Below are 25,984 nucleotides of genomic sequence, written 5' to 3' on the forward strand. Positions count from 1 at the left end.
CTTATCTCGAATTCGTCTGAGAGGTGATGCTTAAGATGGTGCTCACGAAAGGAATCGAACCTTCGACCTCTTCCTTACCAAGGAAGTGCTCTACCGACTGAGCTACGTGAGCCGAGTTTTGCATTATGACATGAACTCGATAAGATTCAAAGTTCATTCAATGGAGCGGGAGACGGGAATCGAACCCGCACCATCAGCTTGGAAGGCTGAGGTTCTACCATTGAACTACTCCCGCGCCGGGAATGTCACAACGTGAAACTGGTGGAGGGAGGTGGATTCGAACCACCGAAGGCGTAAGCCAGCAGATTTACAGTCTGCCCCCGTTGGCCGCTTGGGTATCCCTCCTTACCACCCCATTCCGTTGCCGCCGAAGCGTTGCGGTGTGTGGTGGTGAGCCGCTTATTCTGCTGATGGGACGGGGGGCTGTCAACGCTTTTTTCCATCTTTTTCACACGTTGTCGCAAACCCATTGATACGCAAGGTTATTGACCGGGGACCGGCAGGGTCTCGCTGGCGAAAATTGCGACATGGGGGACTCCGTCGGCGCCGATCCAGCCCCGATACATGCCCTGGGTGTTGAACGGCGTGGCCATTCTGCCGTCCGCGGCAAGCACGATCGCACCACCGTCGCCGCCCATCTGCGGAATCGTCTCGTTGATCACGCCCTTGCCGGCCTGCTCCGGGCTCTGCCCCTGGTAGCGCATGCGCGCACAGATCTCGTGCGCGGCCGCGGTGCGGATGTAGTACTCGCCCCAGCCGGTGCCCGACACCGCACAGCGCGCATCGGCCCAGGTGCCGGCGCCGATGATCGGCGAGTCACCCACCCGGCCATAGCGCTTGTTGGTCATGCCGCCCGTGGAGGTGCCGGCGGCCAGCTGCCCCTGCGCATCCAGCGCGACCGCACCGACGGTACCGAAGTGCTTTGCGGTCTCCAGGTCGGCATGGGCCTGGCCATTGGCCTCTTCCTTAAGCGCGCGCTGCAGCTGCTGCCAACGCTTCTCCGTGCGGAAGTAGGAGGGATCAACCAGAGCAATGCCCTGCTCCACCGCGAAGGCTTCGGCACCCTGCCCTACCATCATCACGTGCCTGGACTTCTGCATCACGGTCTGCGCCAGCAGGATCGGGTTACGCACCCGCTGCACGCCGGCCACCGCACCTGCTGCCTGGGTGGCACCGTCCATCACCGCCGCATCCAGCTCGTTGTGGCCGTCATGGGTGAACACTGCGCCCTTGCCAGCGTTGAAGGTCGGATCGTCCTCCAGCACGGTGATTGCCGCAGTGACCGCTGCAAGCGCCGGACGACCGGCCGCCAGTTCGGCATGGCCTTTCAGCAGTGCGGCGCGCAACGCATCGCGCGCAGCCTTCTCTTCGGTCGGCGACAGGTCCTTGCGTTCGACGCCGGCGCCGCCATGGATGACCAGCAATGGCGACGCAGCCGGGGCGGCCTGGGCGATCAATGGAAAGGACAGCAGCGCGGACAGCGCCAGGCGCAGTTTCATCAGGTACGTCTCCAGCAGGACAAGGGAATGGATTGCAGGGTAGCGCCGGCCGCTGGCCGCAAGGGGCGCATCAGCTCAGGGAAAGTGAGTTGCCGGCCAGCGGCCGGCGCTACCGAAGCGTGAACTCGATCTGGCCGTCGCTGATGTCGGCCACGGCCTGGTAGTCGGCCTCGGCCTGGAAATCGTCCAGGCGCATACGGCTGCCACTGGCGACCACGGTCACCGGAACGGCATGGAAGCGCAATGGTTCGCCCTCGACCAGGCGATCGGCATCACGACCGGGGCTGACCACCCAGACCTTGCCCTCGCCATCAGCGCTGTAGACCTGGGCCTGGCCATCGGGCTCCACGCACAGGGCGGTGTCCTCATCAACGCCGATGCCGACGATGTCAGGGTCGCCGCTGTCCTGCGCGGCGCGTGCCACGAACACGATGAGGCGGCCAAGGCGGTCACGCTTGTCGAAATGGGTGTCGGTGACCACGCGCTGCAGGTAGGGCATCTGCAGGAAGCCACTGTCCATGGTGACTGCGCTGCCCATCGGATCGGCCAGCGCACCGGCCGAGCTGATGCTGCCGCCATCCATGGCGCCATAGGCATAGCCGCCGAGGATGGCCAGGCCAGCGCTGGTACCGGCAATCGGCTTGCCGGCGCGTACATGGGCGTTGAGCGCGCGGTTGAGTGCGGTGCCCTTCCAGAAGCGGATGTAGCGCGACTGGTCGCCGCCGGCAATGAAGATGGCATCGGCCGCAGCGACCACGCGCAGCACGGCTGGATCATCGGCACCGCGGCGGCTGTCGAAGACCAGCGTCTGTACCGCGGTGGTGCCGCCGATCTCGCGGTACAGGCGGTCCTGCAGTTCATCGCCACCGGAGGCACGCAGGATCAGTACACGGCCATTGCCGGCCTGCTTCAACCACCACTGGAAGGCATCCGGCACCCACTCGCCACCGCCCATTAGCATCATCGCGGATGCACGCGGCCCGGGACGTGGGGCCTCAAGGTCGCCGACCTCGTAATAGGAAAAGCCCGGGCCCTGCAGATCCTGCGCGGGCGCGGCCGACGGCCAGGCCAGCATCAGCAGCGCCAGCCAGGCAACAGGGGTACGCAGGGTTCCGTGAACGCGTCGCATCTTGATCTCCCTGAACAAAATCGACTTGCAAGCGTTTTCACTCTTTGCCAGATAGGGACCCAGTAGTCAAGGACATAAAAAAGGCGTTAAATGCGCGCGCCCATTCCGGAAATCTGAATGGGGGACAGGCCCCTCCTCTGCGGGCCGGCTTCATTTCCGAGAATTCCTCATGCGTAGAAAGGCGATGGCGTGGTCGATCCAGCTAGCGTTGATGGGTGTGGCTGCTTCCGCGGCCGCCCAGGCTCCGGCGTCCTCTCCGGTACAACAACTGGACGCGGTGCAGGTCACCGGTTCGCGCATTCCGCGCGCCCAGGTGGAAGGCCCCGCCCCGATCACGGTGATCAACGCCGAACAGATCCGCTCCAGTGGCTTCACCAGCGTGCCGGACGTGCTGCGTGCGATGACCCAGAACGGCGGTGAGACGCAGAGCCAGCAGTCTTCCAGCGGCGCCGACTTCTCGCCGGGTGCCCAGCAGGTGGACCTGCGCGGCCTGGGCCCGAACCACACGCTGGTGTTGGTCAATGGCCGCCGTATCGCCGACTTCCCGATGCCGTTCAAGGGCCGCAGCAACTTCACCGATGTCTCCAACATTCCGCTGGGGATGATCGAGCGCATTGAAGTACTGACCGGCAGCGCCTCGGCCATCTATGGATCGGACGCGATCGCCGGCGTGGTCAACTTCATCCTGAAGAAGAAGGCCGACGGCACCACGATCGACATGCGCATGGGCACCACCACTGAAGGCGGTGGCGAGTCGTTCGACATGAGCATCGCCAGCGGTTTCAGCCGTGGCAACTTCAACGCGGTATACAGCGTCGAACTGCAGTCGCAGACGCCGCTGTGGGCCTATGAGCGCGACATCCAGGACTCGACCCAGGACGGCCCCACCGAGGGTTCGCGCATCGCGCGCCGTGCGTACCTGCGCACCGACTACAACGATGACTATCTGGACCCCGGCGCCGCCACCTGCGAAGCGCTGTCCGGCCAGAACCAGGGCAGCACCTACCGCGCCTACCGCCCGAAGTACGGCTACTACTGTGGCAGCGACAGCTCGATCGGCTACGGCACCATCCTCAGCAAGCGCCGCGGTGCCAACGGCTACGCGTCGTTGAGCCATGACTTCGACAATGGCCAGCAGTGGTTCGCCGACGTGCAGCTGGGCTACCACACGATGTCGCTGATGCGCGACGTCACCAAGTGGGGCCGCATGGACGCCAACGGCGATGAGTCGGGCTACTTCAACAACGAAGCCACCGGCGAGATCGAGTTCTGGCAGCGCCAGTTCTCGCCCGAGGAAATGGGTGGCCTGCGCAATGCCATGGTGCGCAGCACGCAGAAGACCTTCAGCGTGACCACCGGCTTCAAGGGCAACCTGGCCGGCAACTGGGACTACGAAGCGGCATTGAGCCATTCGCAGTACCAGTCGCGGATCAGCTGGGCGCAGATCATCGCCGCCAAGGCCAATGACCTGTTCCTCGGCCCGCAGCTGGGCGTGGATGACGACGGTTTCCCGATCTACAACGCCGACCCGTCACGCCTGTACCGGCCGCTGACCCGCGCCGAGTACGATTCGATCGCCGCGCGTACCACCTACACGCCGAAGTCGCGCACGGAGACGGCGGCATTCACTCTGACCAATTCCGCGCTGTTCGGCCTGCCCGGCGGTGACGCCGGTTTCGCCGCGACCGTGGAAGTGGGCCAGCAGGCGTACTCGCTCAATCCTGATCCGCTGGCGACCCAGTACTACTATTACAGCTGGAAGGATTCGGACGGCCAAGGTTCGCGCAACCGCTGGGCTACGGCGGCCGAGCTGCGCATGCCGCTGCACGAAACGGTCAACCTGAGCGTGGCCGGCCGCTACGACCAGTACCGCTATTCCGGCCACACCATCGGCAAGGCGACCTGGAGCGGTGGCCTGGAATGGCGCCCGATCGACACGCTGCTGGTGCGCGGTTCGTATGGCACCGCGTTCCGTGCGCCGGACCTGCACTATGTATTCGCCGGCCCGGGCAACGATGAGACCACCGCCGAAGACCTGTACAGCTGCCGCGCCGACGGCGCCACCGACTGCGCCGACTACGAGCGCAACCTGATCCGCAGCCGCACCGGCAACCGCCAGCTCGACCCGGAAACCAGCACCTCGTGGAGTGCCGGCTTCGTCTGGTCGCCGGCCGTCGGCCTGGACCTGTCGGTGGACTGGTTCGACATCGACATGCGCGACCAGGTGCAGGACATGGACGTGCGCACGATCCTGGCCAACGAAGCGAACTGCCGCCTGGGCAGCGCCGACATCACCTCGCCGACCTGCGTGGATGCACTCGCCCGCATCACCCGCAGCAACGACGGGCGCCTGTATGGCGTGCGCGTGGCGCCGATCAACGTCGCCCGCGAATCCACCTCCGGCATCGACGTCGGCCTGCGCTACCGCCTGCAGACGGGCATCGGCGACTTCATCTTCAACGGCACCCACACCTGGGTGAAGAAGCATGACTTCCAGCGCTACCCGGGCGACCGTACCGAAGACCAGTTCGCAGTGAACAGCGGCTTCGACATCCCACGCACCAAGACCAGCCTGAGCGTGACCTGGGAAAAGGATGCGTGGTCGGCAACGGTGTACGGTTCGCGCCTGGGCAAGCTGCCGACCTCGGACAGCTACGACCAGGTGTTCGACTGGGACAGCGGCGACAGCCCGTACGTGAAGGCGACCTATCGCTACAACGCCTCGCTGCAGTACCGCTTCGACGACCACTCGCGCCTGTCGCTGTCGGTGGTCAATGTGTTCAACAAGATGCCGCCGACGGACCGTACCTACACTGCATACCCGTACTACGACGTGTCCTGGTTCGACAGCGTGGGGCGCACGATCAACCTGCAGTACACCCACAAGTTCGGTGGCAGCGCGCTGTAAGGCACGCCGCATTGCAGAACGTGGACGACAAGGCCCGCCATTGGCGGGCCTTGTTGTTTGCGGTTCTGGTAGATGCCCACCCTGGTGGGCACTGTTTCGCCCCGCCCACCAAGGTGGGCGACTGCCAGAGCGGGCCATCTGGGGTTTTCCACACCGCACGTGGAAAGCAATGGGAACTTGGTGTGGACAAGTGGGTTCGAGCGTTGCGGTGCAGGCGTTTCCGGACGTGGTGATTCTTTGTCCACGGCCCCGATTGTTTTCCACACGGTACGTGGAGAGCAATGGGAACTTGGTGTGGACAAGTGGGTGCGAGCATTGCAGCGCAGGCGTTTCGAAGCGCGGTGAAAATTTGTCCAGGTCGCGCGGGCGAGCCCCTTGTAGAGCCGAGCCCACGCTCGGCTCCGGCTGGCATCAGCCGAGCATGGGCTCGGCTCTACATCAGGTTCGTCGGTTCTCCACACCACGCGTGGAAAGCGATGGGAGTTTGCTGTGGACAAGTACCGGCGAACGTCACACCGCAAGCGTTTCGCAGCCTGGTGTTTTTTTGTCCATCACCGGAAACGCGAACGCCCCGCACAGGGCGGGGCGTCCGGGGTCGATCCGATGCCGCAGGATCAGACGTTGAAGCGGAAGTGCAGGACGTCGCCTTCCTGCACGCGGTACTCCTTGCCTTCCAGGCGCAGGCGGCCGGCTTCCTTCGCGCCGGCTTCGCCCTTGTACTTGATGAAGTCGTCATACGCGATGGTTTCGGCGCGGATGAAGCCCTTCTCGAAGTCGGTGTGGATGACGGCGGCAGCCTGCGGAGCGGTAGCGCCCTTGCGCACGGTCCACGCACGGACTTCCTTCACGCCGGCGGTGAAGTAGGTCTGCAGGCCGAGCAGGCTGTAGGCCGCGTTGATCACGCGGTTCAGGCCCGGCTCGCTCAGGCCCAGGTCCGCCAGGAAGGTATCGCGGTCTTCGTCGTCGAGCTGGGACAGCTCTTCTTCGATCGCGGCCGACACCGGCACCACCTGCGCGCCTTCGGCGGCAGCATGCGCACGCACGGCTTCCAGGTGCGGGTTGTTGTCGAAACCGTCTTCCAGCACGTTGGCGATGTACATCACCGGCTTCAGGGTCAGCAGGAACAGGTCGCGCACCAGCGCCTTCTCTTCCTCGTCCAGCCCGGCCGAGCGCCCAGCCTTGCCCTCCGACAGTGCAGCCTGCAACTTGGCCAGCACCGGCTTGCGCGCCGCCGCATCCTTGTCGCCACCCTTGGCCGCACGCTCGGCACGGTTCAGCGCCTTCTCGACACTGTCCAGGTCGGCCAGCGCCAGTTCGGTGTCGATGGTTTCGATGTCCGAGATCGGGTCGACCTTGCCGGCCACGTGCACGATGTCACCGTGCTCGAAGCAGCGCACCACGTGGGTGATCGCATCGACTTCGCGGATGTGCGCCAGGAACTTGTTGCCCAGGCCCTCACCGCTGGCGGCACCGGCGACCAGGCCGGCGATGTCGACGAACTCGACCGCGGTCGGGATGACCTTCTGCGGGTTGATGATGCCCGCCAGCTCGTTCAGGCGCGGATCCGGCACCGGCACGATGCCGACGTTCGGTTCGATGGTGCAGAACGGGAAGTTCGCCGCGGCGATGCCCGCCTTGGTCAGCGCATTGAACAGGGTCGACTTGCCGACGTTGGGCAGGCCGACGATGCCGCATTTGATACCCATGGGTTGAATCCGGGTTTGAGTGTAAGTGGATGATTCGGGATTCAAGGCTCGCCTGCGGGCATGCCCTCAATCCCCAATCGTCCTTCCAGTAGCCAAAGCTAGAACGCAGCGTACAGCTTGTGCTTCTCAGCGTAGGTCTGCAGTGCAGTAGAAAGCTCTAGCCTCTCCTCAGTCTCACAAAATCTCTGGCTCAAGCGGCCCAGCAGAGCTTCGACACCGTCCGGCAACTCATTATGCTGACCGTACATTTTCTCCCACCGGACACCTCCATCCTTGGGCACGGCGTCGTCACCGAACAGCACCATCTTGGCTTCTTTCAGCACGTCTCCCAATTCGACCAGCCCCATTTCTTCAAGACCTGCGAGCGTCTCTTCGTAATAGGCACCCGAGTAACTGTCGAAGTACGTACCAATGCCGCCACGCCAGACTTCGCTACTTGTCACCGAAACCGCGAAGTAGCGCTGATCTGGCGTCAGGAGACCTGAGAATCCACAGCCCGAGCCGCCTTCCTGTTCCACCAGCCAGTTCCAGTGGCGCCCCGCAGCGGAATTCTCGTATCGGTCCAGCTCTTCGCGCATTTCCTTGTTTCGCATCTTCGCCTCTTCCATGCTTTGCCGCGTGCCATTCCGGCACGGCATGCAGAGCCCATCGTTCCGGGCCGCCGTCGCCAGCAGGATCATGGCGCCACACACGGTGCAGGGAGTACGCGGGTCGGTCATGGTCAGCGCGGGGTGTGCAGCCGCTTCATCGCTTCGTTGAAATCGCCCTGCACCGCCAGCGGCAGCACGTCGATCGCATCGTCGATGGCGCGTGCGATCAGCACGTCATCCTCCTTGGACGGGCGCCCCAGCACCCAACCCACCACGCGGTCCTTGTGGCCGGGATGGCCGATGCCCACGCGCAGGCGGTGGAATTTGCCATGACCCAGCAGGCGGATGGTATCGCGCAGGCCGTTCTGGCCGCCGTGGCCACCGTCGAACTTCAGTCGCGCCGCACCGGGCGGAAGGTCCAGCTCGTCGTGGGCCAGCAGGGTTTCCTCCGGCTCGATCTTCCAGAACCGCTGCGCGGCGGTGACCGACTTGCCGCTGAGGTTCATGAAGGTGGCGGGCTTGAGCAGCCACACCGTCTGCCCGGCGATCTCGACCTTGGCGGTCTCGCCGAACAACTTGCTGTCCACATTCCATCGCGCACCGGCTTTTTCCGCCAGGGCCTCAACGAAATGAAACCCGGCATTGTGCCGGGTCCGGGCGTGTTCCGATCCGGGATTGCCCAGACCGACGATCAGTCGCAGTCCTGCCATGGTTCCTTCCAGTACGGTGCCTGCCCGGAGGCAGGCACCGTAACGGTATTACTCGGCGGCAGCCGCTTCTTCGTCAGCCTCGTCGGCCTTGCCGGCCTTGGCGGTGACGATGGCGTCGTCGTGGTCCTTGCCCAGCGCCAGCGCCGGGATTTCCACGCCCTTCGGCAGCTTGATGTTGGACAGGTACACGACGTCACCGGCCTTCAGCTCGCCCAGGTCGACTTCGATCGACTCCGGCAGGTCCTTCGGCAGGCAGGTGATGGTCACTTCCTTCAGTTCGTGGGTGACCACGACGTCGGCAGCCTTGCCGGCCGGCGAGGTGTCTTCGTTGACGAAGTGCAGCGGGACCGAAGCGGTCAGGGCTTCGTTCTCGTTCACGCGCTGGAAGTCCAGGTGCATGATCAGCTGCTTGTACGGGTGGCGCTGCATGTCACGCAGCAGGACCTTCTGCACCTGGCCATCCAGGTTCAGGTCCAGGATCGAGGCATAGAACCACTCGTTCTGCTGGGCCAGCCAGATTTCGTTGTGGTCCAGGCTGATGGCGACCGGCTCGGCGTTGCCGCCGTACACGATGGCCGGGATCACACCAGCGTGACGCAGGCGGCGGCTCGCACCCTTACGCTGCAGTTCACGCTTGGTGACCTTGATTTCATGGGTCTTCGACATTTTCGACTACTCAGGTTGTTGCCGCGCCCTGCGGCGTGGCGGTTGAAGATGCTTCCGCGACCAGAAGCATCCGGGTATGTCCCGCCGTTGCCAGCAGGGACGAAAACTCAGTCGACGTACAGCGAGCTGACCGACTCGCCGAAGGCGATGCGGCGCATCGTTTCGGCCAGCATTTCCGCCACGCTCAGCTGGCGGATCTTGCTGCACACCCGCGCTGCGTCCTTCAGCGGGATGGTGTCGGTCACCACCAGCTCGTCGAGCTGGGAATTGGTGATGTTGTCCACCGCCGGGCCCGACAGCACCGCGTGGGTGCAGTAGGCGGCGACCTTGAGCGCACCGCGCGCCTTCAGGGCAGCGGCAGCGGCGCACAGGGTGCCGGCGGTATCGACGATGTCATCGACCATCACGCAGGTCTTGCCTTCGACGTCACCGATGATGTTCATCACGGTGGAGACGTTGGCGCGCGGGCGGCGCTTGTCGATGATCGCCAGGTCGGCGTCATCCAGGCGCTTGGCCACCGCACGGGCGCGGACCACGCCGCCCACGTCCGGCGAGACAACAATCAGGTTCTCGGTGCCGTAGGCGCGCCAGATGTCGGCCAGCAGCAGCGGGGACGCATACACGTTGTCCACCGGAATATCGAAGAAGCCCTGGATCTGGTCGGCGTGCAGGTCGACGGTCAGCACGCGATCAGCGCCAGCGGTGCTGAACATCTTGGCCGCCAGCTTGGCGGTGATCGGCACGCGCGAGGAACGCATGCGGCGGTCCTGGCGCGAGTAGCCGAAGTACGGCACCACGGCGGTCACGCTGGCCACCGATGCGCGCTTGAGCGCGTCGATCAGCACCAGCAGTTCCATCAGGTTTTCCGCGCTCGGCGCGCAGGTCGGCTGGATCACGAACACGTCCTGCTTGCGGACGTTCTCTTCGATTTCCACCTGCACTTCACCATCGGAGAAGTGCGACACCAGCGCCTTGCCCGGGCGGACCCCCAGTTCCTTGCAGATGTTCTGCGCCAGACGTTTGTTGGCGTTGCCGGAAAAGACCAGCAGGTTCGGGGACTCTTGCATCATGATTGTCTCGGGCGGGGACGAGTGGCGGGGATCCGGAGTCGGCAAGGACCCCGATGGACCCTTGCTGCTGACAACACCGCGGTTGTTTCCACGTCCCGCGCGGGCGATGCGCTGGAAGGCGCGGACACAGCCGCTATTGGCAGGGGCGGTAGGATTCGAACCTACGAATGCCAGGATCAAAACCTGGTGCCTTGGGCCTCTTGGCGACGCCCCTGCATTGATAAATCAGTGTTGCTCGAGTGCATCCAGCAGTGGCGAACGCGCAACGCCCGCTGCCACCCTTGCCCGCAACTCCTTCGGCAACTTCGACCGCCCCTGCTCTGCAGCAGCCTGCGATGCGAACTCGACGAAACAACCACTTCCCGAACCGGTCAGCCGCGCCGCGCCGATGTCGCTCAACGCGGCAAGCGCTGCCTCGACGGCAGGCTCACGGCGGCGCAGCACCGGTTCGAACGCGTTCCCGACCAGGGTCCCGGAAGCGAAGTCCTCTATTTTCGCCACTGGGCTGTCGCGCGTCAAATCCGGGTCTGCAAACAGGACCGGCGTAGGAACATGAACACCCGGTTCAACCACCACATACCAGGCCGGCGCCAGCGTGATCGGCTGCAAGCGCTCGCCCACCCCTTCGGCCCAGGCATTGTGGCCACGCACGAACACCGGCACGTCGGCGCCCAGGCGCAGGGCCAGCGCGGCCAGGGCATCCTCGTCCAGGCCGGCGCGCCAGAGCCGATTCAGCACCACCAGCACGGTGGCCGCATCGGACGAACCGCCGCCGAAGCCACCACCGGCAGGAACGTGCTTTTCGACGATGATGTCAGCACCTTGCGCGCCCTTCGCCTCATCCTGGAGCAGGCGCGCGGCCCGCACCGCCAGGTCATCGGCCTCGGCCACGCCGGCCAGGCCCTCGCCCTGCCGACGCACCTGACCGTCTTCACGCAGGCGCAGGCCGATGCGGTCCCCCCAGTCCAGCAGGCGGAATACGGTCTGCAGCTCGTGGTAGCCGTCGGCCCGGCGGCCAGTGATGTGCAGGAACAGGTTCAGCTTGGCCGGGGCCGGCCACCAGGACCAGCCCGCGTCGTCGCGCCCGGCGCTCATGGCGTGCCCTGCCCCCACTGGTCCACCAGCAGGCGCACCTTGGCGTCGCCATTGCTGGCCTCGATCCGTCGCGGCAGCGCCGGTCGTCCGGCGTCGGCCGGGTACCAGTCCAGGTACTGCACCTGCCAGCCCATCTGCTGCATGCGGCGCGGCCGGCCTTCACCGTCGCGCTCGACCTTTTCCGGACCGGCAGCATCCCCGGCCACCAGGCCGCGGATCCACTCCGGCAGCTGATTGACCGGGATGTCCCAGCCAGTCGCTTCCAGCAGCAGCTGCTGGGCGTCCTCGCCATCGCGCGGACCGCCGGACAGCCCTTCCAGGCGACCGGCTTCGGAATGGGTGTCGCCGGTCAGCTTCCAGCTCTGCCGGGTCACCGGCGCGCTCAGTTCGACCACGTAGCGGCGGCCGTCCTGCTTCCAGTCGATGCGACCGCTGCCGCCGTCCTTGCCCTTGCTGACCGCCACCCGCCCCTGGAAGGCCCAGTCCGGCTGTGCCTGCAGCGCGGCCACGCGCGCTGCCTCGGCCTGCGCCGCTTCAGCCGAAACAATCTCGACCACCGCTGGCGCCGGGGTCTTCTGCGTGCCGACACTGGTACAGGCGCTCACCGCCAGGGTCACGGTCGCCAACAGCAGCGGCCGGATCAGGGAACCACTCATGGATTGAATTTCTCACGGGCGCGCAGCAGCGCGCGGTTTTCAGGGTCGAGCTTGGCCGCTTCGTCGAAGAAGTGGCGGGCCTCGTCATGCTTGCCCAGCACCCACAGCACTTCGCCGACGTGGGAAGCGATCTCCGGGTCCTTGGCCAGGGTCCAGGCCCGGCGCAGCTGTACCAGTGCCTCTTCCTTGCGGCCCAGGCGATACAGCACCCAGCCATAGCTGTCGACGATGGCGGCGTTGTCCGGCTCGGCCACGCGGGCGCGGTCGATCAGCTCCAGCGCTTCCTGCAGGCGGCCGGTGCGATCGGCCAGGGTGTAGCCCAGCGCGTTCAGCGCCGGCACGTTTTCCGGGTCGGTCACCAGGATCTTGCGCAGGTCGGCCTCGGCGCGCGGGATGTCGTCGCGGCGCTCCCAGGTGAGCGCACGTGCGTACAGCAGGCCGTTGTCGTCCGGGTAGGCGGCCAGGCCGCGGGCCAGCGCATCCAGTTCACCGGCGCTGTCGTCACCACGCTGGCGCAGTTCGGCTTCCAGCAGGTAGGCGTCACGGCGCACATCGTCGTCGACCACCGCGTCGGACTGGATCGCGTGCACTTCCTCCAGCGCCAGCGGCAGGCGCCCGGCCAGGGCCTGGGCATTGGCCGCGCGCAGGCGCGCTTCGCTCAGCTCATCGCCACCGGGCACGCTGTGGTACCACTGCACCGCCTCGGGGTAACGCTTCAGGTATTCGGCGATCTTGCCCAGCAACAGGCGCTGCGCCGGATCCGGCTTGGCCGCCTGCCGCGACAGCTCGTTGTAGAGGTTGGACAGCGCCGCCTTGTCGCCCTGCTTGGCCAGCAGCGAGGCGCGCATGCCCCAGGTCTGTACGTCCTGCGGGCCGAACGCCAACACGCGCTCGGCCGCAGCCGGCTGGCCCAGGCTGTCGTAGGCGATGGCCACCGCATTGCGCAGCTCGGGGTCCTGGCGGGTCTTCGGCTCGACGTCGTGCAGCAGCGACAATGCCTTGTCGGTCTCGCCCGCCTGCTGCAACTGGCTGGCACGCAGCAACGCTACGCGCGGCTCTTCCGGGAAGCGCTTGACCACTTCATCGATCATGCGCCGCGCCAACTCGGGCTTGTCCATGCGCAGGGCCAGGCGACCGAACTCCTGCCAGGCCTCGATCTTCGGCGGAATCGCATTGGCATCGACCAGCTCGCCGAGCACCTGCGCCGGCACCGCCGGGTCGCGGCCACCGCCGATCAGCGCGGCCAGGGCGAACTTCCAGCCGCGCTCGTCGGGGTCGGCCAGCAGCGCCTGCAGCTCGGTGCGGGCAGCCTTCACATCGCCCTGGCGCATGGCCAGCGCACCGGCGGCGCTGCGCATGGTCAACGAGCGCGGGGCGCGCTGCTGCCACAGGGCCAGGCCCTTGGCGGCGCTGGCATCATCGTTGGCCAGCATGGAGATACGGGTCGCGCGCTCGGCCAGGCCGGCGTCGCCGTCGGTCTGCTGCGCGGCCTGCAGGTACCAGCGCGCGGCCTCGGCCAGCTTGCCGGCCTGCAGGGCGAACTCACCGGCCATCACCGGTTCCAGCGCCAGTTCCTCAGTGGCCGCGGCCCGCACGGGGGCCTTGGCCGGCACCGCCGCCAGGGCCTGGGTGCAGGCCAGGGACAGCAGCAGAACACTGGGGATGCGAATCAATGCGGGCATCGTCGGCATCGGGGCCTTAAAATGTCGTCCAATGGCCAGCAGCTTATCGCAAGCAACTGAACAATGACCCTGTGGGTGCTCGGACTGAATCACCAGACCGCACCGGTGGAGCTGCGCGAGCGCGCGGCCTTCGCCGGTGAGGCGTTGCCGCGTGCGCTGGGCTCGCTGCGCGATACCCCGCAGATCGCCGAGGCAGTGCTGCTGTCCACCTGCAACCGCACCGAACTGTATGCCGTGGCCGAGTCGGCACAGGCGCTGGACCAGTGGCTGCACAGCCAGGCAGGCGACCTGCAGGGCTACCTGTACCAGCATGCCGATGCCGAGGCCGTGCGCCACCTGTTCCGGGTCGCCACCGGGCTGGACTCGATGGTGCTGGGCGAACCGCAGATCCTCGGCCAGGTAAAGGATGCCTGGTCGACCGCGCGTGACCACGGCCTGCTCGGCCAGCGCCTGGACCGCCTGTTCCAGCAGACCTTCTCGGTAGCCAAGCGTGCGCGCACCGATACCCAGGTCGGCGCCAACCCGGTGTCGGTGGCCTCGGCGGCGGTGCGCCTGGCGCAGAACGCCTTCGCGCGCCTGGATGACTCCACCGTGCTGCTGGTCGGTGCCGGCGAGACCATCGAGCTGGCTGCACGCCACCTGAGTGAGGGCAAGGTGCGGCGGCTGCTGATCGCCAACCGCACCCTCGCCCACGCGCAGGAACTGGCCAGCCGCCATGGCGGCGTGGCCCTGCCGCTGACCGAACTGGACCGCCATCTCGGCGAGGCCGACATCGTGTTCTCGGCCACCGCCGCGCGCGAACCTGTGATCCATCGCGAGATGGTGGCCAAGGCACTGCGCGCGCGCCGGCACAAGCCGATGCTGCTGTTCGACCTGGCCGTGCCGCGCGACATCGAAGCCGAGGTCGGCACGCTCAACGACGCCTTCCTCTACACCGTCGATGACCTGGAACGCGCGGTGGAAGACAACCGTCGTGGCCGCCGCGAGGCCGCCGCCGAGGCCGAGGCGATCATCGACCTGCAGGTGTCGCGTTTCATCGAGACCCAGCAGGCCAGCGCCCACCAGGCACCGCTGCGGCAGCTGCGTGCGTTCGGCGAAGCGACCCGCGCCGAACTGCTGGAGCGCGCACGGCAGCAGCTGGCCAACGGCAAGCCCGCCGACGAAGTGCTGGAACTGCTGGCCCATGGCCTGACCAACCGCCTGCTGCATCCGCCGACCGCCGCTCTGCGCGCGGCCGCGCTGAGTGGCGATGCCGACCTGACCCGCGCCGCCGAGCGCCTGTTCCCGGCCACGCCGGGTTACCGCCACCCACCCGTGAGACCCGATGACGCCGACCCTGCGCCGTAAGCTGGAAGCGCTGGCCGAGCGCCGCGAAGAACTGGAACGCCTGCTCGCCGAACCCGATGTGGTCGCCGACAACACCCGTTTCCGCGACCTTTCGCGCGAATTCGCCCAACTTGAACCGGTCGCTGCCGCGCTCGCCGAGGAAGCCCGTGCCAAGGCCGACCTGGCCGCCGCCGAAGGCATGCGCGCCGACCCCGACCTGCGTGAACTGGCAGACGAGGAAATCGCTGCGGCGCAGGCGCGCCTGCAGGAACTGGAACAAGAACTGGCCCTGCTGCTGGTACCACGCGATCCGCGCGACGAAGGCAACCTGTTCCTGGAAGTACGCGCCGGCACCGGCGGCGATGAAGCCGCGATCTTCGCCGGCGATCTGTTCCGCATGTACGCCCGCTATGCCGAGCGCCAGGGCTGGAAGGTCGAGATCGAATCGGACAACCCCGGTGAGCATGGCGGCTACAAGGAAGTGGTGGCGCGCGTGGTCGGCCGTGGTGCGTTCTCGCGCCTGAAGTTCGAATCGGGCACGCATCGCGTGCAGCGCGTGCCGGCCACCGAATCGCAGGGCCGCATCCACACCTCGGCGGCCACCGTGGCGATCATTCCCGAGGCCGACGAGGTCGATGACATCGTCATCAACCCGGCCGACCTGAAGGTGGATACGTTCCGCTCGTCCGGTGCCGGCGGCCAGCACGTCAACAAGACCGAATCGGCCATCCGCATCACCCACGTGCCGACCGGCGTGGTGGTGGAGTGCCAGACCGAGCGCAGCCAGCACGCCAACCGCGACAAGGCGATGAAGCGCCTGAAGGCGCAGCTGCTCGATGCCGAGCGCCAGCGCCAGGACGCCGCGCAGGCCGAATCGCGGCGCCTGCAGGTCGGCAGCGGCGACCGCAGCCAGCGCATCCGCACCTACAACTTCCCGCAGGGCCGGATCACCGACCACCGCGTGGAAGGCCTGACCCTGTACGACCTGCCCAACATCCTGGCCGGCGACCTCGACCCGCTGCTGCAGCGGCTCAGCCACGAACACCAGGTCGATGCCCTGGCCCAGCTGTCGGCGGGCTGAGCACGATGTCGGCCTGGCAGCAGCGACAGCACCTGCAGCAGGCGATCGCACGCCAGCCCGGCGATTTCGTCGCCTGGGTGATGCTGGCCGACCTGGAACTGGAAGCCGGCGACATCGCCGCCGGCGAGCAGGCGGCACGACGCGCGCTGCAGCTGCGCCCGAACCACCCCGAGGCCCTGGCGCGCCTGGGCCGCGTGGCCTGGATGGCCGGCGCGCACGCCGACGCGGCGAAGCTGCTTGGCCAGGCCTCGGCATTGGCCCCGCAGCACCCGGGCATCGCGCTGTGGCTGGGCCATGCGCTGGAAGACGCCGACGATGCCGAAGGCGCAGCAGCGGCCTATCGCCGCGCGCATGCGCTGATGCCGGAGGAACCCTACATCGCCGCGCAGCGCCTGGCATGGCAGCGCCGCCTGTGCGACTGGCAGGACGTGGACACGCTGGCTGCGCAGGTACGCGCCGCGCTCGCCGCCGGCCACGGTGCGGTGGAACCCTTCGCCTTCCTCAGCGAAGACGCCAGCGCGGGCGAGCAGTTGGCCTGTGCACGTGCGCGCGCCGCACTGATCGCCGCCTCGGTCCGGCCCTTGCCGGCAGTGACGGTACGCGCGCGCGGCCCGTTGCGCGTCGGCTTCCTTTCCAATGGCTTCGGCGCCCATCCCACCGGGCTGCTGACCGTGGCCCTGCTCGAACACCTGCGTCATGACCCGGCGTTGCAGCTGCACCTGTTCGCGCTGAACCGCGCCGATGGCAGCGGCATCCGCGAACGCCTGCAGTCCGCGACCCGGCTGCATGAGGTGGCCGCACTGCGGCATGCCGACATCGCGGCCCGCATCCGCGCACAGGGCATCGACCTGCTGTTCGACCTGCGCGGCTGGGGCGGCGGCGGCACGCCCGAAGTGCTGGCGATGCGCCCGGCCCCGCTGCAGCTGAACTGGCTGGCCTACCCCGGCACCTCGGGCGCGCGATGGCTGGACGCCGTGGTCGCCGACGAATTCGTACTGCCGGCAGCGCTGGAACCGCACTTCAGCGAACGCGTCCTGCGCCTTCCGCGGGCCTTCCAGCCCTCGGACAACACCCGCACGCTGGAGCCGTCGCCGTCCCGCGCCGAGTGCGGGCTGCCCGAGCACGGCGTGGTGTTCTGCTGCTTCAACAACAGCTACAAGCTCAACCCGCGCAGCATGGGCCGCGCCTTCGCAGTGTTGCAGGCCGTGCCCGGCAGCGTGCTGTGGCTGCTGTCCGGCCCCGGCCAGGCCGACGCCCGCCTGCGCACCGCCGCGCAGGCTGCCAGCCTGGACCCGGCGCGGCTGGTGTTCATGGCCAAGCTGCCGCATCCGCAGTACCTGGCCCGCTACCCACTGGCCGACCTGTTCCTCGACACGCATCCGTACAACGCGCACACCACCGCCTCCGATGCACTGTGGGCCGGCTGCCCGGTGCTGACCTGCCCGGGCGACACCTTCGCCGCGCGCGTGGCCGGCAGCCTCAACCACCATCTGGGGCTGGCCCGGATGAATGTCGCCGATGATGCGGCGTTCATCGCCACCGCCAGCGCACTGGGCAATGACCCCGCAGCACTGGCCTCGCTTCGCGCCGAGCTGGCGCAGGCGCGCGAACGCAGTGGCCTGTTCGACATGGCCGGGTTTGCCCGCGACCTGTCGGCCCTGCTGCAGCGGCTTGCCGGTGAACACGGCTGGCAAGGTGTCGACAACACCTGAGCGACCCCTGCGTTACGCTCGGGCTTCCTCCCCGCGTGGTGTGACGATGGCCAAGCTCAAGCGCAAGGACTACGACGAACTGCTGCTGCCGCTGCAGCTGGAACTGACCGCGATGGCGCGCTGGGTGCAGCTCAGCGGGCAACGCCTGCTGGTGCTGTTCGAGGGACGGGATACGGCAGGCAAGGGCGGCGCGATCCAGGCCATCAGCCAGCATCTCAATCCACGCCAATGCCGGGTGGTAGCACTGCCCAAGCCTACCGACCGCGAAGCCACGCAGTGGTATTTCCAGCGCTATGCCTCGCATCTTCCCGCCGCCGGCGAGATCGTGCTGATGGACCGCAGCTGGTACAACCGCGCAGGCGTCGAGCGGGTGATGGGCTATTGCAGCGAAACCGAGTACCAGCAGTTCCTGCGCCAGGCACCGGTGTTCGAGCAGCTGCTGGTGGATGACGGCATCCTGCTGTTCAAGTACTGGCTGTGCGTGGACCAGGAGCAGCAGGAGAAGCGCTTCGCCGAACGCCACCTCGATCCGCTGAAGGGCTGGAAGCTGTCCCCGGTCGACCTGAAATCGCGCAGCAAGTACAGCGCCTATACCGAAGCCCGCGAGGCGATGCTGCGCGCGACGCATCGCGAGGCGGCGCCGTGGACGCTGGTGGATTTCAACGACCAGCGGCTGGGGCGACTGACCCTGGTGCGCAACCTGCTGGACCGGTTGCCGGACACACGGGTGGATGCGCCGTTGCCGGAGCTGCCGAAGCTGAAGGGCAAGCTGCATCGCGAGCACTACGATGTGCTGAAGCCCATCGAGGATTTCCCGGTCGAGGATTAGGGTTGTTCGGCAGGGTTGCACCCTGCACCTGCTCAACGCAACGGCAACGGCAACAGCAACAGCGGGCATCCGCGGGATGGCGGCGCGGTGGGTGGGCACGACCGTTGGCGCCATGGATGGCGACATCGAGCCCCATGGACGGGTCTACGGCGTGTCCTACCCACCCAACCGCCCCGCCTCTGACAGATCCCTGCGGCTGTTGGTAGGTGTCGACCTTGGTCGACACATCTGTCAGATATCGAAATGGAACCGGGGTCAGATCCGTTTTCCTGCGGAAAGCGGATCTGACCCCATCGGCAATCCCATTGGCCTGGCGGGCGTCGGATCGTGTCTGGGGCAGAGCCCCCTGAGTCAGGGGGCGGCCGCGAAGCGGCGGGGGTTTGGGTGCTGGTAAGTGGGGCCCGCGGTTCGCGCAGCGAAGCGTGGGAGCGGCAGCGCGCATGCGATGGCGCGTACCGAGGTGCAGGGCCGCAGGCCCTGCCGACCCACCCACTACTTGGCGGCCGCGATCTGCTTTTCGATGTCGGCGGCGGTCACCGGGCCAAGGAAGGTGTGGGCCAGCTTGCCCTGCGGATCCAGCAGATGCGTCAACGGCAGGCCTCGCGGCGTGGCGAAGTCGGCCGGCGGATCGAACGGGTCCACGATCACGATCGGATAGGTCACCGGATGCTTGGTCAGGAACGACTGCATTTCCGGCACTTCGATGTCCTCGTAGGCCAGGCCGACCACCTCGATGTTGCTGCGCATCGCATGCAGCGCCGACAGCTCGGGCATCTCCTTGCGGCACGGGGCGCACCAGGTCGCCCAGAAGTTCACCACCACCCACTTGCCACGATGCGCGGCCAGATCGTAGTCGCTGCCATCCACCGCCTTCATCTTCAAGGTCGGGAATTCGGCAGTGGTGCGCTCGGCCGGGGTTTCATCGACCGGTGCCGGAGTGGTCGGCGTCGGCGCCTGTGCCGGCGGCTGGCTGCTGGCCGGTGTCGGCTCCTGGGCCGGCTTGCAGGCCGCCAGGGCCAGCAGCAGGGTCAACGGGAGCAGCAGCGGCAACGGCGTCTTGCGGGTCATGGCATGTCTCCAGAGTCGGTATAGATATCACTGACCTTGCGCTTCAGGCGTTCGCGCAGGGGCAGCCGCAGATCGTCCAGCGCCGCCAGTGCGGCACGGCCCAGGCTGTCATCACGGTACGGCAGGTGCTGCTCGGCCACCGGGATGCGCAGCTGGGTGCATTCGTACAGATCGGCCAGGCTGACCTGGTCCAGGTCACGCGACAGCAGCCACTCGCCCCGCTCGTCGCGGCGCAGCAGGTCGATCTCCTGCAGGTTGCAGATCAGGTCCTGCAGCAGTGAATCGGTCAGCATCGGCTCCAGCCGCAGGATCTCGTCATCGGCCAGGCCCTTGCCCTTGGCCCGTGCATGCTGGAAGCGGCCAAGCAGCCGCAGCAGTCCATAGAACTCATACCCCTGCGGCAGGCGCAGTTCCACCGGCTGGTAGCGGAAGGCGGCCATCGAAGAAGCCAGCGACGCCCCCAGCAGCACCGCCACCCAGCACAGGTAGATCCACAGCAGCAGGATCGGCACGAACGCCACCGTGCCATACAGTTTCTGGTAGGACTGGAAGCTGCCCAGATAGGCACCGATGCCCCACTTCACCAGTTCCAGGATGACCGCCGCCAGGATCGCGCCGGGCACGGCATGCCGCCATTTCACCGTGTGGTGCGGCACCACCCGGAACATCAGCGTGATGCAGACGAACTCGATCAGGATCGGCGCCAGCCGCAGCGCCAGCTCGGCCAACCAACGGCCCTCCTGGGTACCGAACAACGGCATCGCGAACACCCGCGCCGATACCGCAAGCGATGCGGCGGCGAGCATCGCGCCCAAGGTCAGCACGGTCCAGTAGACCAGGAAGCGGGTCAGCTTGGGCCGGGTCGAGCCGACCCGCCAGATCTGGTTGAAGGTCTCTTCCACACTGTTGAGCGTGATCAGCAGTGAGGCCACCAGTGCGATGAAGCCGGCCGCCGTCAGCTGGCCGGCACTGGCCGAGAACTGCCGCAGGTAGCCCTCGGCCGCACGCGCCGCGGAGGGCACGAAGTTGGAGAATACGTAGTCGCTGAGCTGATCGCTCCAGCGGTCGAAGACGGGGAAGGCCGACAGCACACCGAATACCACGATCGCCAGCGGTACCAGCGCGAACACCGTGGTGTAGGCCAGCGCCGCCGCTGCCTGGAACAGGCGGTCGTCGAGGAAGCGATGCCACAGGAAGCGGCCGAAACTGATGGCCCGTGCGCGATCCCGCGCGCGCTCCATCCACAGGTTGAGCGTATCCAAAGGTTCCATCGGTGGAAGGGTACCCGATGCGGAATGCTGGCAGGATAGCCATACTGGTAGCCACACGACGAGGAGAAGCGGGCACGATGGGCGAGATTCTGGTGCTGTACTACAGCCGGGGCGGTTCGGTGGCACGGCTGGCGCGCCAGATCGCGCGGGGCATCGGCGAAGTGCCGGGCATGACCGCGCGCCTGCGCACGGTGCCGCCGGTGGCCGCCGTGACCCAGACCGCGCAGCCACCGGTACCCGACGATGGCGCCCCCTACGTGAGCGTGCAGGACCTGGTCGACTGCCAGGGCCTGCTGCTCGGCAGCCCCACCCGCTTCGGCAACATGGCCGCGCCGGTCAAGCACTTCCTGGATGGGCTGGGCGCCGAATGGGTCAATGGCACCCTGTCCGGCAAGCCGGCCGGCGTGTTCACGTCCACCGCCTCGATGCACGGCGGCCAGGAATCGACCCTGCTGTCGATGCAGGTGCCACTGCTGCACCACGGCTGCGTGATCGTCGGCATCCCGTTCACCGAACCGGCGCTGAGCCACACCATCAGTGGCGGCACGCCCTATGGCGCCAGCCACGTGGCCGGTGCCGCCGACGATCCGCAGCCGACCGACGACGAAGCGGTTCTGGCGCGCGCGCTGGGGCGCCGGGTGGCCGACATCGCGCAGCGGTTGGCCCGATGAACCGCGCGCCGCGCACGGTCCTGCTGTTGGCCCTGATGGGGCTGGCCGCGCTGTTCGCAGGCTGGTTCATCAATGACAGGCACTGGCTGGCCACCCAGCTGGTGTTCACCGCGCCACCGCTGGCGCTGGCCATCGCCGTGCGCCTGGGCTGGCGCAAGGCCGGCTTCTGGGCCTCGGTGCTGGCGCTGGGCTGGTTCAGCCACGGCGTGATGAGCGCCTGGAGCCACCCGGAGACGCGCTGGCTGGCGCTGATCGAGATCGCGCTGGCGCTGCTGGTGATCTTCAGCGCCAGCCTGCCCGGCCTGCGCGCCCGCTTCGGCAGGCGGCGCTGACGCTGCGCGCCCAGGGCCTTATCATCTGCATTCCTGGCCCCGCGCCGCAGTCCCTGTCCTGGTTTCGCGCATGCACATGATGGAAGAGCTCCTGGTCGTCACCACCGGTGGCACGATCGACAAGATCTACTTCGACGACAAGTCGGACTACCAGATCGGCGATCCGCAGATCGGCATGATCCTGCGCGAGCTGGGCGTGACGTTCCGCTTCAACGTGATTCCGATCCTGCGCAAGGATTCGCTGCACATCAACGACGAAGACCGCGAGCTGATCCGCGCCACCATCGCCGCGCAGCCCACCCGGCACGTGCTGGTGACCCACGGCACCGATTCGATGGTGCAGACAGGCAAGGTGCTGGCGACGATCCCGGACAAGACCATCGTGATGACCGGTGCGCTGAGCCCGGCACGCTTCCGCGGCTCGGATGCGGAGTTCAACATCGGTTGTGCGATCGGTGCGGTGCAGTCGCTGCCGAGCGGCGTGTACATCGCGATGAACGGGCGGATCTTCGACCCCCAGCATGTGCGCAAGAACGTGGCGGCGAACCGTTTCGAGTCGGTCTGAGGAACAGCGTGCCGGCCGAGGTCGGCACCCACCCGGACAAAAACGCCCCGGCCGAAGCCAGGGCGTGCCCTTGGAGAGGGACTTGGGCTCAGTACTGGGCGCTGAGGGTCAGGCCCGAGAAGGTGCTGTACGCCTTCACCCGCACATACCAGGTGCCGGCGGCAGGGCTGTTGATGGTGCAGGTCTCGCTGTTGCCGCTCAGGTACGGACGGCAGGTGTAGGTGGTATCGGTCGGGGCACTGCCCTGGCGCACGTACAGGTCGGCATCACCGCTGCCGCCACTGATTGCCACGCGCAGCTGGGTGCTGCCGGCCGGGACGGCGACGGTGTAGTTCAGCTCGGCACCGGTCGCGGCGCCCAGGCCGGTCACCGGCACATTGTTCTGCAGCACGTTGCCACCCGGGTTCGGGTTGCCACCGCCGTTGATCGCTGCGGTGACCGCCGCGTTGGCGTCGACGATGCCGGCGCCGCAGCCCCCCGAGCAGGCGCCCGGCAGCGGGCGTGCGGTGCTCTTGATGATGCTCTCGACCTGTGCCGGGCTCAGCGGGCTCGGCGCCACCGACTGCATCAGGGCCACCACACCGGCCACATGCGGCGCCGCCATCGAGGTGCCGTTGTAGGACGCGTAGCTGGCGCTGCCCGGCGTGGTGGTGCCGGTGTTGAGGGTGGACAGGATGCTCTGGCCCGGGCCGGAAATGTCGATGCCGGCACCATAGTTGGAGAAGCTGGCACGCGCACCGGCCGAGGTCGTGGCCGCCACCGCGATCACGTTCGCGCAGTTGGCCGGCACCGACGAGGACACGTTGGTGTTGCTGTTGCCGGCGGCGACCACCACGGTGGTGCCGCGGCTGACCGCGCCGTTGATCGCGTTCTGGTAGGTGGCCGAGCAGGTGCCGCCGCCGCCCAGCGACATGTTGATGACTTCCGCCGGATTGGCATTGGCCGGCACGCCACTGACGGTGCCGCCGGAGGCCCACACGATCGCATCGGCGATGTCGGAGGTATAGCCGCCGCACTTGCCGAGCACGCGCACCGGGACGACCTTGGCGTTGAACGCCGTGCCGGCCACGCCGGTGCTGTTGTTGGTCACCGCCGCCACGGTGCCGGCGACGTGGGTGCCGTGCCAGCTGGAGTTGGACGCCGGGATGCCCGAGCCGCACTCGTTGGCGCCATACCAGTCGCCCTCGTCGTTCGGGTTGCTGTCGCGGCCACCGCCATCGCGCGCCATCGCGGCATCGCTGATGAAGTCATAGCCGGGCAGGATGTTGGCGTTGAGATCGGGATGGTTGGTGATGCCGGTATCGATCACGGCCACCACCACGCCGGTGCCGGTGGCCTTGTCCCAGGCCGGCCGCACGTTGATCGACGCGTTGGAGGTACCAAAGCCCCACTGTTCGCTGAAGCGGGTGTCATTCGGGGTCAGCGTCGCACGCATGATCTGGTCGACTTCGACGTATTCCACGTTCGGGTCGGCGGCCAGCTTGCGCATCAGCAGCTCGGATTCAGCCTGGTCAAGCGGGCGGTCGGTCCTGACCAGGGTCGGGCCGACGGCCAGCTTGCGGACCTGCTGCAGGCCCAGCGCACGGCCCTGGCTGCTGGCCAGGCCGGCGGCGGCACTCTTCAGCGAAGAGGCCAGTGCGGTGGTGTTGGCCACCGGCGCACTGCCGTCGCGGTACTTCACGATGAAGCGCTGGTGCGTCGGCGCAGACTGCAGGCCGCTGAGCTGGACGTCACCGGCCAGCGCAGGCGTGGCCAGCAGCAGCGATGACAGAACGGACGCACCAAGGACCACCCACACTCGACGCACACGCGGTTGCGTTACCTGGGACATCGTATTTCCCTTTCTAGTGGTGTGAATGCCGGAATCGGCAGAAGCACCGGCCCGAACCATGGGCTGGCTTGCGTTGGCGAGGTTCGAAGTCCGGCGAGTCAGCGGATCCCCCTATCGATCCGCCGTGCAGATGACGCTAATGACCAAAACCGGACACCACAAGATTTTCAGCGTCTTTTCAGCAAGATGAAATGTTCGTTCTGAGACTTCCCGGGTCGAGGGTTTGTGAAGGTGAAGGAACTTTCTCATCTTCTGCACACACCTGACTGGGTCATCACCTGTCCTGCGATGACTTTGCCGACATCGGCATCCGCCGATTCGGGGTCGGAGTGGGGGGGGCAGATCCCTTTTCCCACGGAAAAGGGATCTGACCCCACCCACCTGTCCACAACGCAGAAAGCCCGTCACAGGGACGGGCTTTCCAGAAACGCAGCCGGGCGTGGGCTCGGCTCTACAGTTCAGCGTGAGCGATCAGCCCAGCTTGACCAGCCAGTTGTGCCGGTCCGGCAGGCGGCCGTACTGGATGTCGGTCAGTTCCTTGCGCAGCGACATGGTCACTTCGCCGGCCGGCGCGTTGATGTCGCCCACCGAGAAACCCTCGCCCTTCAGCTGGCCGATCGGGGTGACCACCGCCGCAGTGCCACAGGCAAACACTTCGCTGATCGCACCGGAGGCCACGCCGTCCTTCCACTCGTCGATGCTGACCTTGCGCTCTTCGACCTTCATGCCACGGTCGCGCGCCAGCTGCAGGATGCTCTCGCGGGTGATGCCCTCGAGGATGCTGCCGGACAGTTCCGGGGTGACCAGCGTGCCGTCCTTGTAGACCAGGAACACGTTCATGCCGCCCAGTTCTTCCAGGTACTTGCCTTCGACCGGGTCCAGGAACAGCACCTGCGAGCAGCCCTGCGCCTGCGCCTTCTGCTGCGGCAGCAGCGAGGCGGCGTAGTTGCCACCGCACTTGGCGGCGCCGGTGCCGCCCTTGGCCGCGCGCGCGTATTCGGTGGACAGCCAGATCGACACCGGGGCCACGCCCTTGGCAAAGTACGGGCCGGCCGGGCTGGCGATGACGTAGTAGCCGGCCTTGTGCGCGCCGCGCACGCCGAGGAAGGCTTCGTCGCCGATCATGAACGGGCGGAAGTACAGGCTCGACTCGTCGGCCGACGGCACCCACTCGCTGTCGACGGCGATCAGCTGCTTCAGCGATTCGACGAAGATCTCCACCGGCAGTTCCGGCAGCGCCAGGCGCTGCGCCGAACGCTGCAGGCGACGGCCGTTGGCATCCGGGCGGAAGGTCCAGATCGAGCCGTCAGCATGGCGGTAGGCCTTGATGCCTTCGAAGATCTCCTGGCCGTAGTGCAGCACGGCCGCGGCCGGGTCCAGCTGCAGCGGGCCGTAGGCACGCACGCTGGCGTTGTGCCAGCCGGCATCCTTGTCCCAGCGCACTTCCACCATGTGATCGGTGAAGTGCAGGCCGAAGCCCGGCTTCTCCAGGATCTTGGCGCGCTCTTCAGCGCTGCGCGGGTGGTCCGAACGGGTGACGGCGAAGCTGGGAATGGACTGGGACACCGGAGGATTCCTGTTCTGGTT

General features: G+C 66.9%; 22 protein-coding genes and 4 tRNA genes. 8 read left to right on the forward strand and 18 right to left on the reverse strand.

The features are described 5' to 3' along the window. Positions 1-36: 36 nt before the first annotated feature. The 5 genes from ACUVWL_RS13625 to ACUVWL_RS13645 form a co-directional block, all read right to left on the reverse strand. Positions 37-112: transfer RNA gene (locus ACUVWL_RS13625), tRNA-Thr, on the reverse strand. A gap of 49 nt (positions 113-161) precedes the next feature. Then, positions 162-235 (reverse strand) — tRNA-Gly (locus ACUVWL_RS13630). Between the two features lie 24 nt (positions 236-259). Beyond that, a tRNA-Tyr gene (locus tag ACUVWL_RS13635) sits at positions 260-345 on the reverse strand. A 137-nt stretch (positions 346-482) separates the two neighbouring features. Continuing rightward, on the reverse strand, positions 483-1,499 hold the full coding sequence (locus ACUVWL_RS13640; protein ID WP_445978460.1) for an isoaspartyl peptidase/L-asparaginase family protein: 1,017 nt from the start codon (positions 1,497-1,499) through the stop codon (positions 483-485). 109 nt (positions 1,500-1,608) lie between these two features. Beyond that, positions 1,609-2,628, reverse strand: a complete 1,020-nt coding sequence (locus ACUVWL_RS13645) for a cyanophycinase (RefSeq protein WP_445978461.1) — start codon at positions 2,626-2,628, stop codon at positions 1,609-1,611. A gap of 169 nt (positions 2,629-2,797) precedes the next feature. Here ACUVWL_RS13645 and ACUVWL_RS13650 point away from each other — a divergent pair, with 169 nt between their 5' ends. Further along, positions 2,798-5,536, forward strand: a complete 2,739-nt coding sequence (locus ACUVWL_RS13650) for a TonB-dependent receptor plug domain-containing protein (RefSeq protein ID WP_142235467.1) — start codon at positions 2,798-2,800, stop codon at positions 5,534-5,536. A gap of 614 nt (positions 5,537-6,150) precedes the next feature. Here ACUVWL_RS13650 and ychF read toward each other — a convergent pair. From ychF to ACUVWL_RS13695, 9 genes are all read right to left on the reverse strand, one after another. Further along, the gene (gene ychF / locus ACUVWL_RS13655) at positions 6,151-7,242 is read right to left on the reverse strand and encodes a redox-regulated ATPase YchF (RefSeq protein ID WP_197621248.1); all 1,092 of its coding nucleotides are present in this window, start codon (positions 7,240-7,242) and stop codon (positions 6,151-6,153) included. Between the two features lie 98 nt (positions 7,243-7,340). After that, entirely contained in the window at positions 7,341-7,922 is a 582-nt protein-coding gene (locus ACUVWL_RS13660; protein WP_445978462.1) for a DMP19 family protein, read from the reverse strand. 41 nt (positions 7,923-7,963) lie between these two features. Continuing rightward, on the reverse strand, positions 7,964-8,542 hold the full coding sequence (gene pth, locus ACUVWL_RS13665) for an aminoacyl-tRNA hydrolase (RefSeq protein ID WP_032956928.1): 579 nt from the start codon (positions 8,540-8,542) through the stop codon (positions 7,964-7,966). Between the two features lie 48 nt (positions 8,543-8,590). Beyond that, positions 8,591-9,208: a 50S ribosomal protein L25/general stress protein Ctc gene (locus tag ACUVWL_RS13670; RefSeq protein ID WP_010481743.1), complete on the reverse strand. Its 618-nt coding sequence runs from the start codon at positions 9,206-9,208 to the stop codon at positions 8,591-8,593. 107 nt (positions 9,209-9,315) lie between these two features. After that, a complete protein-coding gene (locus tag ACUVWL_RS13675) occupies positions 9,316-10,275 on the reverse strand; it encodes a ribose-phosphate diphosphokinase (RefSeq protein WP_005415400.1) in 960 nt (319 codons plus the stop codon). Positions 10,276-10,415: 140 nt separating this feature from the next. Beyond that, a tRNA-Gln gene (locus tag ACUVWL_RS13680) sits at positions 10,416-10,492 on the reverse strand. Between the two features lie 11 nt (positions 10,493-10,503). After that, positions 10,504-11,373: a 4-(cytidine 5'-diphospho)-2-C-methyl-D-erythritol kinase gene (gene ispE / locus ACUVWL_RS13685; RefSeq protein WP_014646034.1), complete on the reverse strand. Its 870-nt coding sequence runs from the start codon at positions 11,371-11,373 to the stop codon at positions 10,504-10,506. Further along, the gene (lolB, locus tag ACUVWL_RS13690) at positions 11,370-12,029 is read right to left on the reverse strand and encodes a lipoprotein insertase outer membrane protein LolB (RefSeq protein WP_014646033.1); all 660 of its coding nucleotides are present in this window, start codon (positions 12,027-12,029) and stop codon (positions 11,370-11,372) included. Before lolB ends, ispE begins: the two co-directional genes overlap by 4 nt. Then, on the reverse strand, positions 12,026-13,711 hold the full coding sequence (locus tag ACUVWL_RS13695; protein WP_172601383.1) for a tetratricopeptide repeat protein: 1,686 nt from the start codon (positions 13,709-13,711) through the stop codon (positions 12,026-12,028). Before ACUVWL_RS13695 ends, lolB begins: the two co-directional genes overlap by 4 nt. 63 nt (positions 13,712-13,774) lie before the next feature. On the opposite strand from ACUVWL_RS13695, the gene hemA reads away from it, so the two are divergent. The 4 genes from hemA to ppk2 are packed head-to-tail and all read left to right on the forward strand — an operon-like array spanning position 13,775 to position 18,659. After that, positions 13,775-15,058, forward strand: a complete 1,284-nt coding sequence (gene hemA / locus ACUVWL_RS13700; RefSeq protein WP_014646031.1) for a glutamyl-tRNA reductase — start codon at positions 13,775-13,777, stop codon at positions 15,056-15,058. After that, positions 15,036-16,118: a peptide chain release factor 1 gene (prfA, locus tag ACUVWL_RS13705; protein WP_014646030.1), complete on the forward strand. Its 1,083-nt coding sequence runs from the start codon at positions 15,036-15,038 to the stop codon at positions 16,116-16,118. The genes hemA and prfA overlap by 23 nt, the downstream gene beginning before the upstream one ends. Positions 16,119-16,123: 5 nt before the next feature. Next, the gene (locus tag ACUVWL_RS13710; protein ID WP_445978463.1) at positions 16,124-17,830 is read left to right on the forward strand and encodes an O-linked N-acetylglucosamine transferase, SPINDLY family protein; all 1,707 of its coding nucleotides are present in this window, start codon (positions 16,124-16,126) and stop codon (positions 17,828-17,830) included. 46 nt (positions 17,831-17,876) lie between these two features. Beyond that, on the forward strand, positions 17,877-18,659 hold the full coding sequence (ppk2, locus tag ACUVWL_RS13715) for a polyphosphate kinase 2 (protein ID WP_032956942.1): 783 nt from the start codon (positions 17,877-17,879) through the stop codon (positions 18,657-18,659). Between the two features lie 492 nt (positions 18,660-19,151). On the opposite strand, the gene ACUVWL_RS13720 is transcribed toward ppk2, so the two are convergent. Next, complete coding sequence (locus ACUVWL_RS13720) at positions 19,152-19,727, reverse strand: TlpA family protein disulfide reductase (RefSeq protein WP_014646027.1); 576 nt, start codon at positions 19,725-19,727, stop codon at positions 19,152-19,154. Further along, positions 19,724-20,998: a YihY family inner membrane protein gene (locus tag ACUVWL_RS13725; RefSeq protein ID WP_032956948.1), complete on the reverse strand. Its 1,275-nt coding sequence runs from the start codon at positions 20,996-20,998 to the stop codon at positions 19,724-19,726. The genes ACUVWL_RS13720 and ACUVWL_RS13725 overlap by 4 nt, the downstream gene beginning before the upstream one ends. Positions 20,999-21,075: 77 nt before the next feature. Between ACUVWL_RS13725 and wrbA the strand changes: the two genes are divergently transcribed. From wrbA to ACUVWL_RS13740, 3 genes are all read left to right on the forward strand, one after another. Then, entirely contained in the window at positions 21,076-21,669 is a 594-nt protein-coding gene (wrbA, locus tag ACUVWL_RS13730) for an NAD(P)H:quinone oxidoreductase (RefSeq protein WP_069118531.1), read from the forward strand. Beyond that, positions 21,666-22,001 (forward strand): DUF2069 domain-containing protein, encoded by a 336-nt coding sequence (locus ACUVWL_RS13735; RefSeq protein ID WP_227864570.1) that lies wholly within the window; start codon positions 21,666-21,668, stop codon positions 21,999-22,001. The genes wrbA and ACUVWL_RS13735 overlap by 4 nt, the downstream gene beginning before the upstream one ends. Positions 22,002-22,080: 79 nt before the next feature. Beyond that, a complete protein-coding gene (locus ACUVWL_RS13740) occupies positions 22,081-22,566 on the forward strand; it encodes an asparaginase domain-containing protein (RefSeq protein ID WP_010481766.1) in 486 nt (161 codons plus the stop codon). An 88-nt stretch (positions 22,567-22,654) separates the two neighbouring features. Here the strand turns inward: ACUVWL_RS13740 and ACUVWL_RS13745 are convergent, their stop codons facing one another. Together ACUVWL_RS13745 and ACUVWL_RS13750 are read right to left on the reverse strand one after the other, a co-directional pair. Then, entirely contained in the window at positions 22,655-24,397 is a 1,743-nt protein-coding gene (locus ACUVWL_RS13745; protein WP_197606791.1) for a S8 family peptidase, read from the reverse strand. A 471-nt stretch (positions 24,398-24,868) separates the two neighbouring features. After that, complete coding sequence (locus ACUVWL_RS13750) at positions 24,869-25,963, reverse strand: branched-chain amino acid aminotransferase (RefSeq protein WP_014646022.1); 1,095 nt, start codon at positions 25,961-25,963, stop codon at positions 24,869-24,871. Positions 25,964-25,984: the final 21 nt, after the last annotated feature.

Source organism: Stenotrophomonas muris (genome assembly GCF_052751275.1).

What these genes read in the sequence shown, in the direction of transcription:
- ACUVWL_RS13640 (WP_445978460.1), bottom strand. Translation starts at nt 1,499, where the DNA reads ATGAAACTGCGCCTGGCGCTGTCCGCGCTGCTGTCCTTTCCATTGATC.
- ACUVWL_RS13645 (WP_445978461.1), bottom strand. Translation starts at nt 2,628, where the DNA reads ATGCGACGCGTTCACGGAACCCTGCGTACCCCTGTTGCCTGGCTGGCG.
- ACUVWL_RS13650 (WP_142235467.1), top strand. Translation starts at nt 2,798, where the DNA reads ATGCGTAGAAAGGCGATGGCGTGGTCGATCCAGCTAGCGTTGATGGGT.
- ychF (WP_197621248.1), bottom strand. Translation starts at nt 7,242, where the DNA reads ATGGGTATCAAATGCGGCATCGTCGGCCTGCCCAACGTCGGCAAGTCG.
- ACUVWL_RS13660 (WP_445978462.1), bottom strand. Translation starts at nt 7,922, where the DNA reads ATGATCCTGCTGGCGACGGCGGCCCGGAACGATGGGCTCTGCATGCCG.
- pth (WP_032956928.1), bottom strand. Translation starts at nt 8,542, where the DNA reads ATGGCAGGACTGCGACTGATCGTCGGTCTGGGCAATCCCGGATCGGAA.
- ACUVWL_RS13670 (WP_010481743.1), bottom strand. Translation starts at nt 9,208, where the DNA reads ATGTCGAAGACCCATGAAATCAAGGTCACCAAGCGTGAACTGCAGCGT.
- ACUVWL_RS13675 (WP_005415400.1), bottom strand. Translation starts at nt 10,275, where the DNA reads ATGCAAGAGTCCCCGAACCTGCTGGTCTTTTCCGGCAACGCCAACAAA.
- ispE (WP_014646034.1), bottom strand. Translation starts at nt 11,373, where the DNA reads ATGAGCGCCGGGCGCGACGACGCGGGCTGGTCCTGGTGGCCGGCCCCG.
- lolB (WP_014646033.1), bottom strand. Translation starts at nt 12,029, where the DNA reads ATGAGTGGTTCCCTGATCCGGCCGCTGCTGTTGGCGACCGTGACCCTG.
- ACUVWL_RS13695 (WP_172601383.1), bottom strand. Translation starts at nt 13,711, where the DNA reads ATGCCCGCATTGATTCGCATCCCCAGTGTTCTGCTGCTGTCCCTGGCC.
- hemA (WP_014646031.1), top strand. Translation starts at nt 13,775, where the DNA reads ATGACCCTGTGGGTGCTCGGACTGAATCACCAGACCGCACCGGTGGAG.
- prfA (WP_014646030.1), top strand. Translation starts at nt 15,036, where the DNA reads ATGACGCCGACCCTGCGCCGTAAGCTGGAAGCGCTGGCCGAGCGCCGC.
- ACUVWL_RS13710 (WP_445978463.1), top strand. Translation starts at nt 16,124, where the DNA reads ATGTCGGCCTGGCAGCAGCGACAGCACCTGCAGCAGGCGATCGCACGC.
- ppk2 (WP_032956942.1), top strand. Translation starts at nt 17,877, where the DNA reads ATGGCCAAGCTCAAGCGCAAGGACTACGACGAACTGCTGCTGCCGCTG.
- ACUVWL_RS13720 (WP_014646027.1), bottom strand. Translation starts at nt 19,727, where the DNA reads ATGACCCGCAAGACGCCGTTGCCGCTGCTGCTCCCGTTGACCCTGCTG.
- ACUVWL_RS13725 (WP_032956948.1), bottom strand. Translation starts at nt 20,998, where the DNA reads ATGGAACCTTTGGATACGCTCAACCTGTGGATGGAGCGCGCGCGGGAT.
- wrbA (WP_069118531.1), top strand. Translation starts at nt 21,076, where the DNA reads ATGGGCGAGATTCTGGTGCTGTACTACAGCCGGGGCGGTTCGGTGGCA.
- ACUVWL_RS13735 (WP_227864570.1), top strand. Translation starts at nt 21,666, where the DNA reads ATGAACCGCGCGCCGCGCACGGTCCTGCTGTTGGCCCTGATGGGGCTG.
- ACUVWL_RS13740 (WP_010481766.1), top strand. Translation starts at nt 22,081, where the DNA reads ATGGAAGAGCTCCTGGTCGTCACCACCGGTGGCACGATCGACAAGATC.
- ACUVWL_RS13745 (WP_197606791.1), bottom strand. Translation starts at nt 24,397, where the DNA reads ATGTCCCAGGTAACGCAACCGCGTGTGCGTCGAGTGTGGGTGGTCCTT.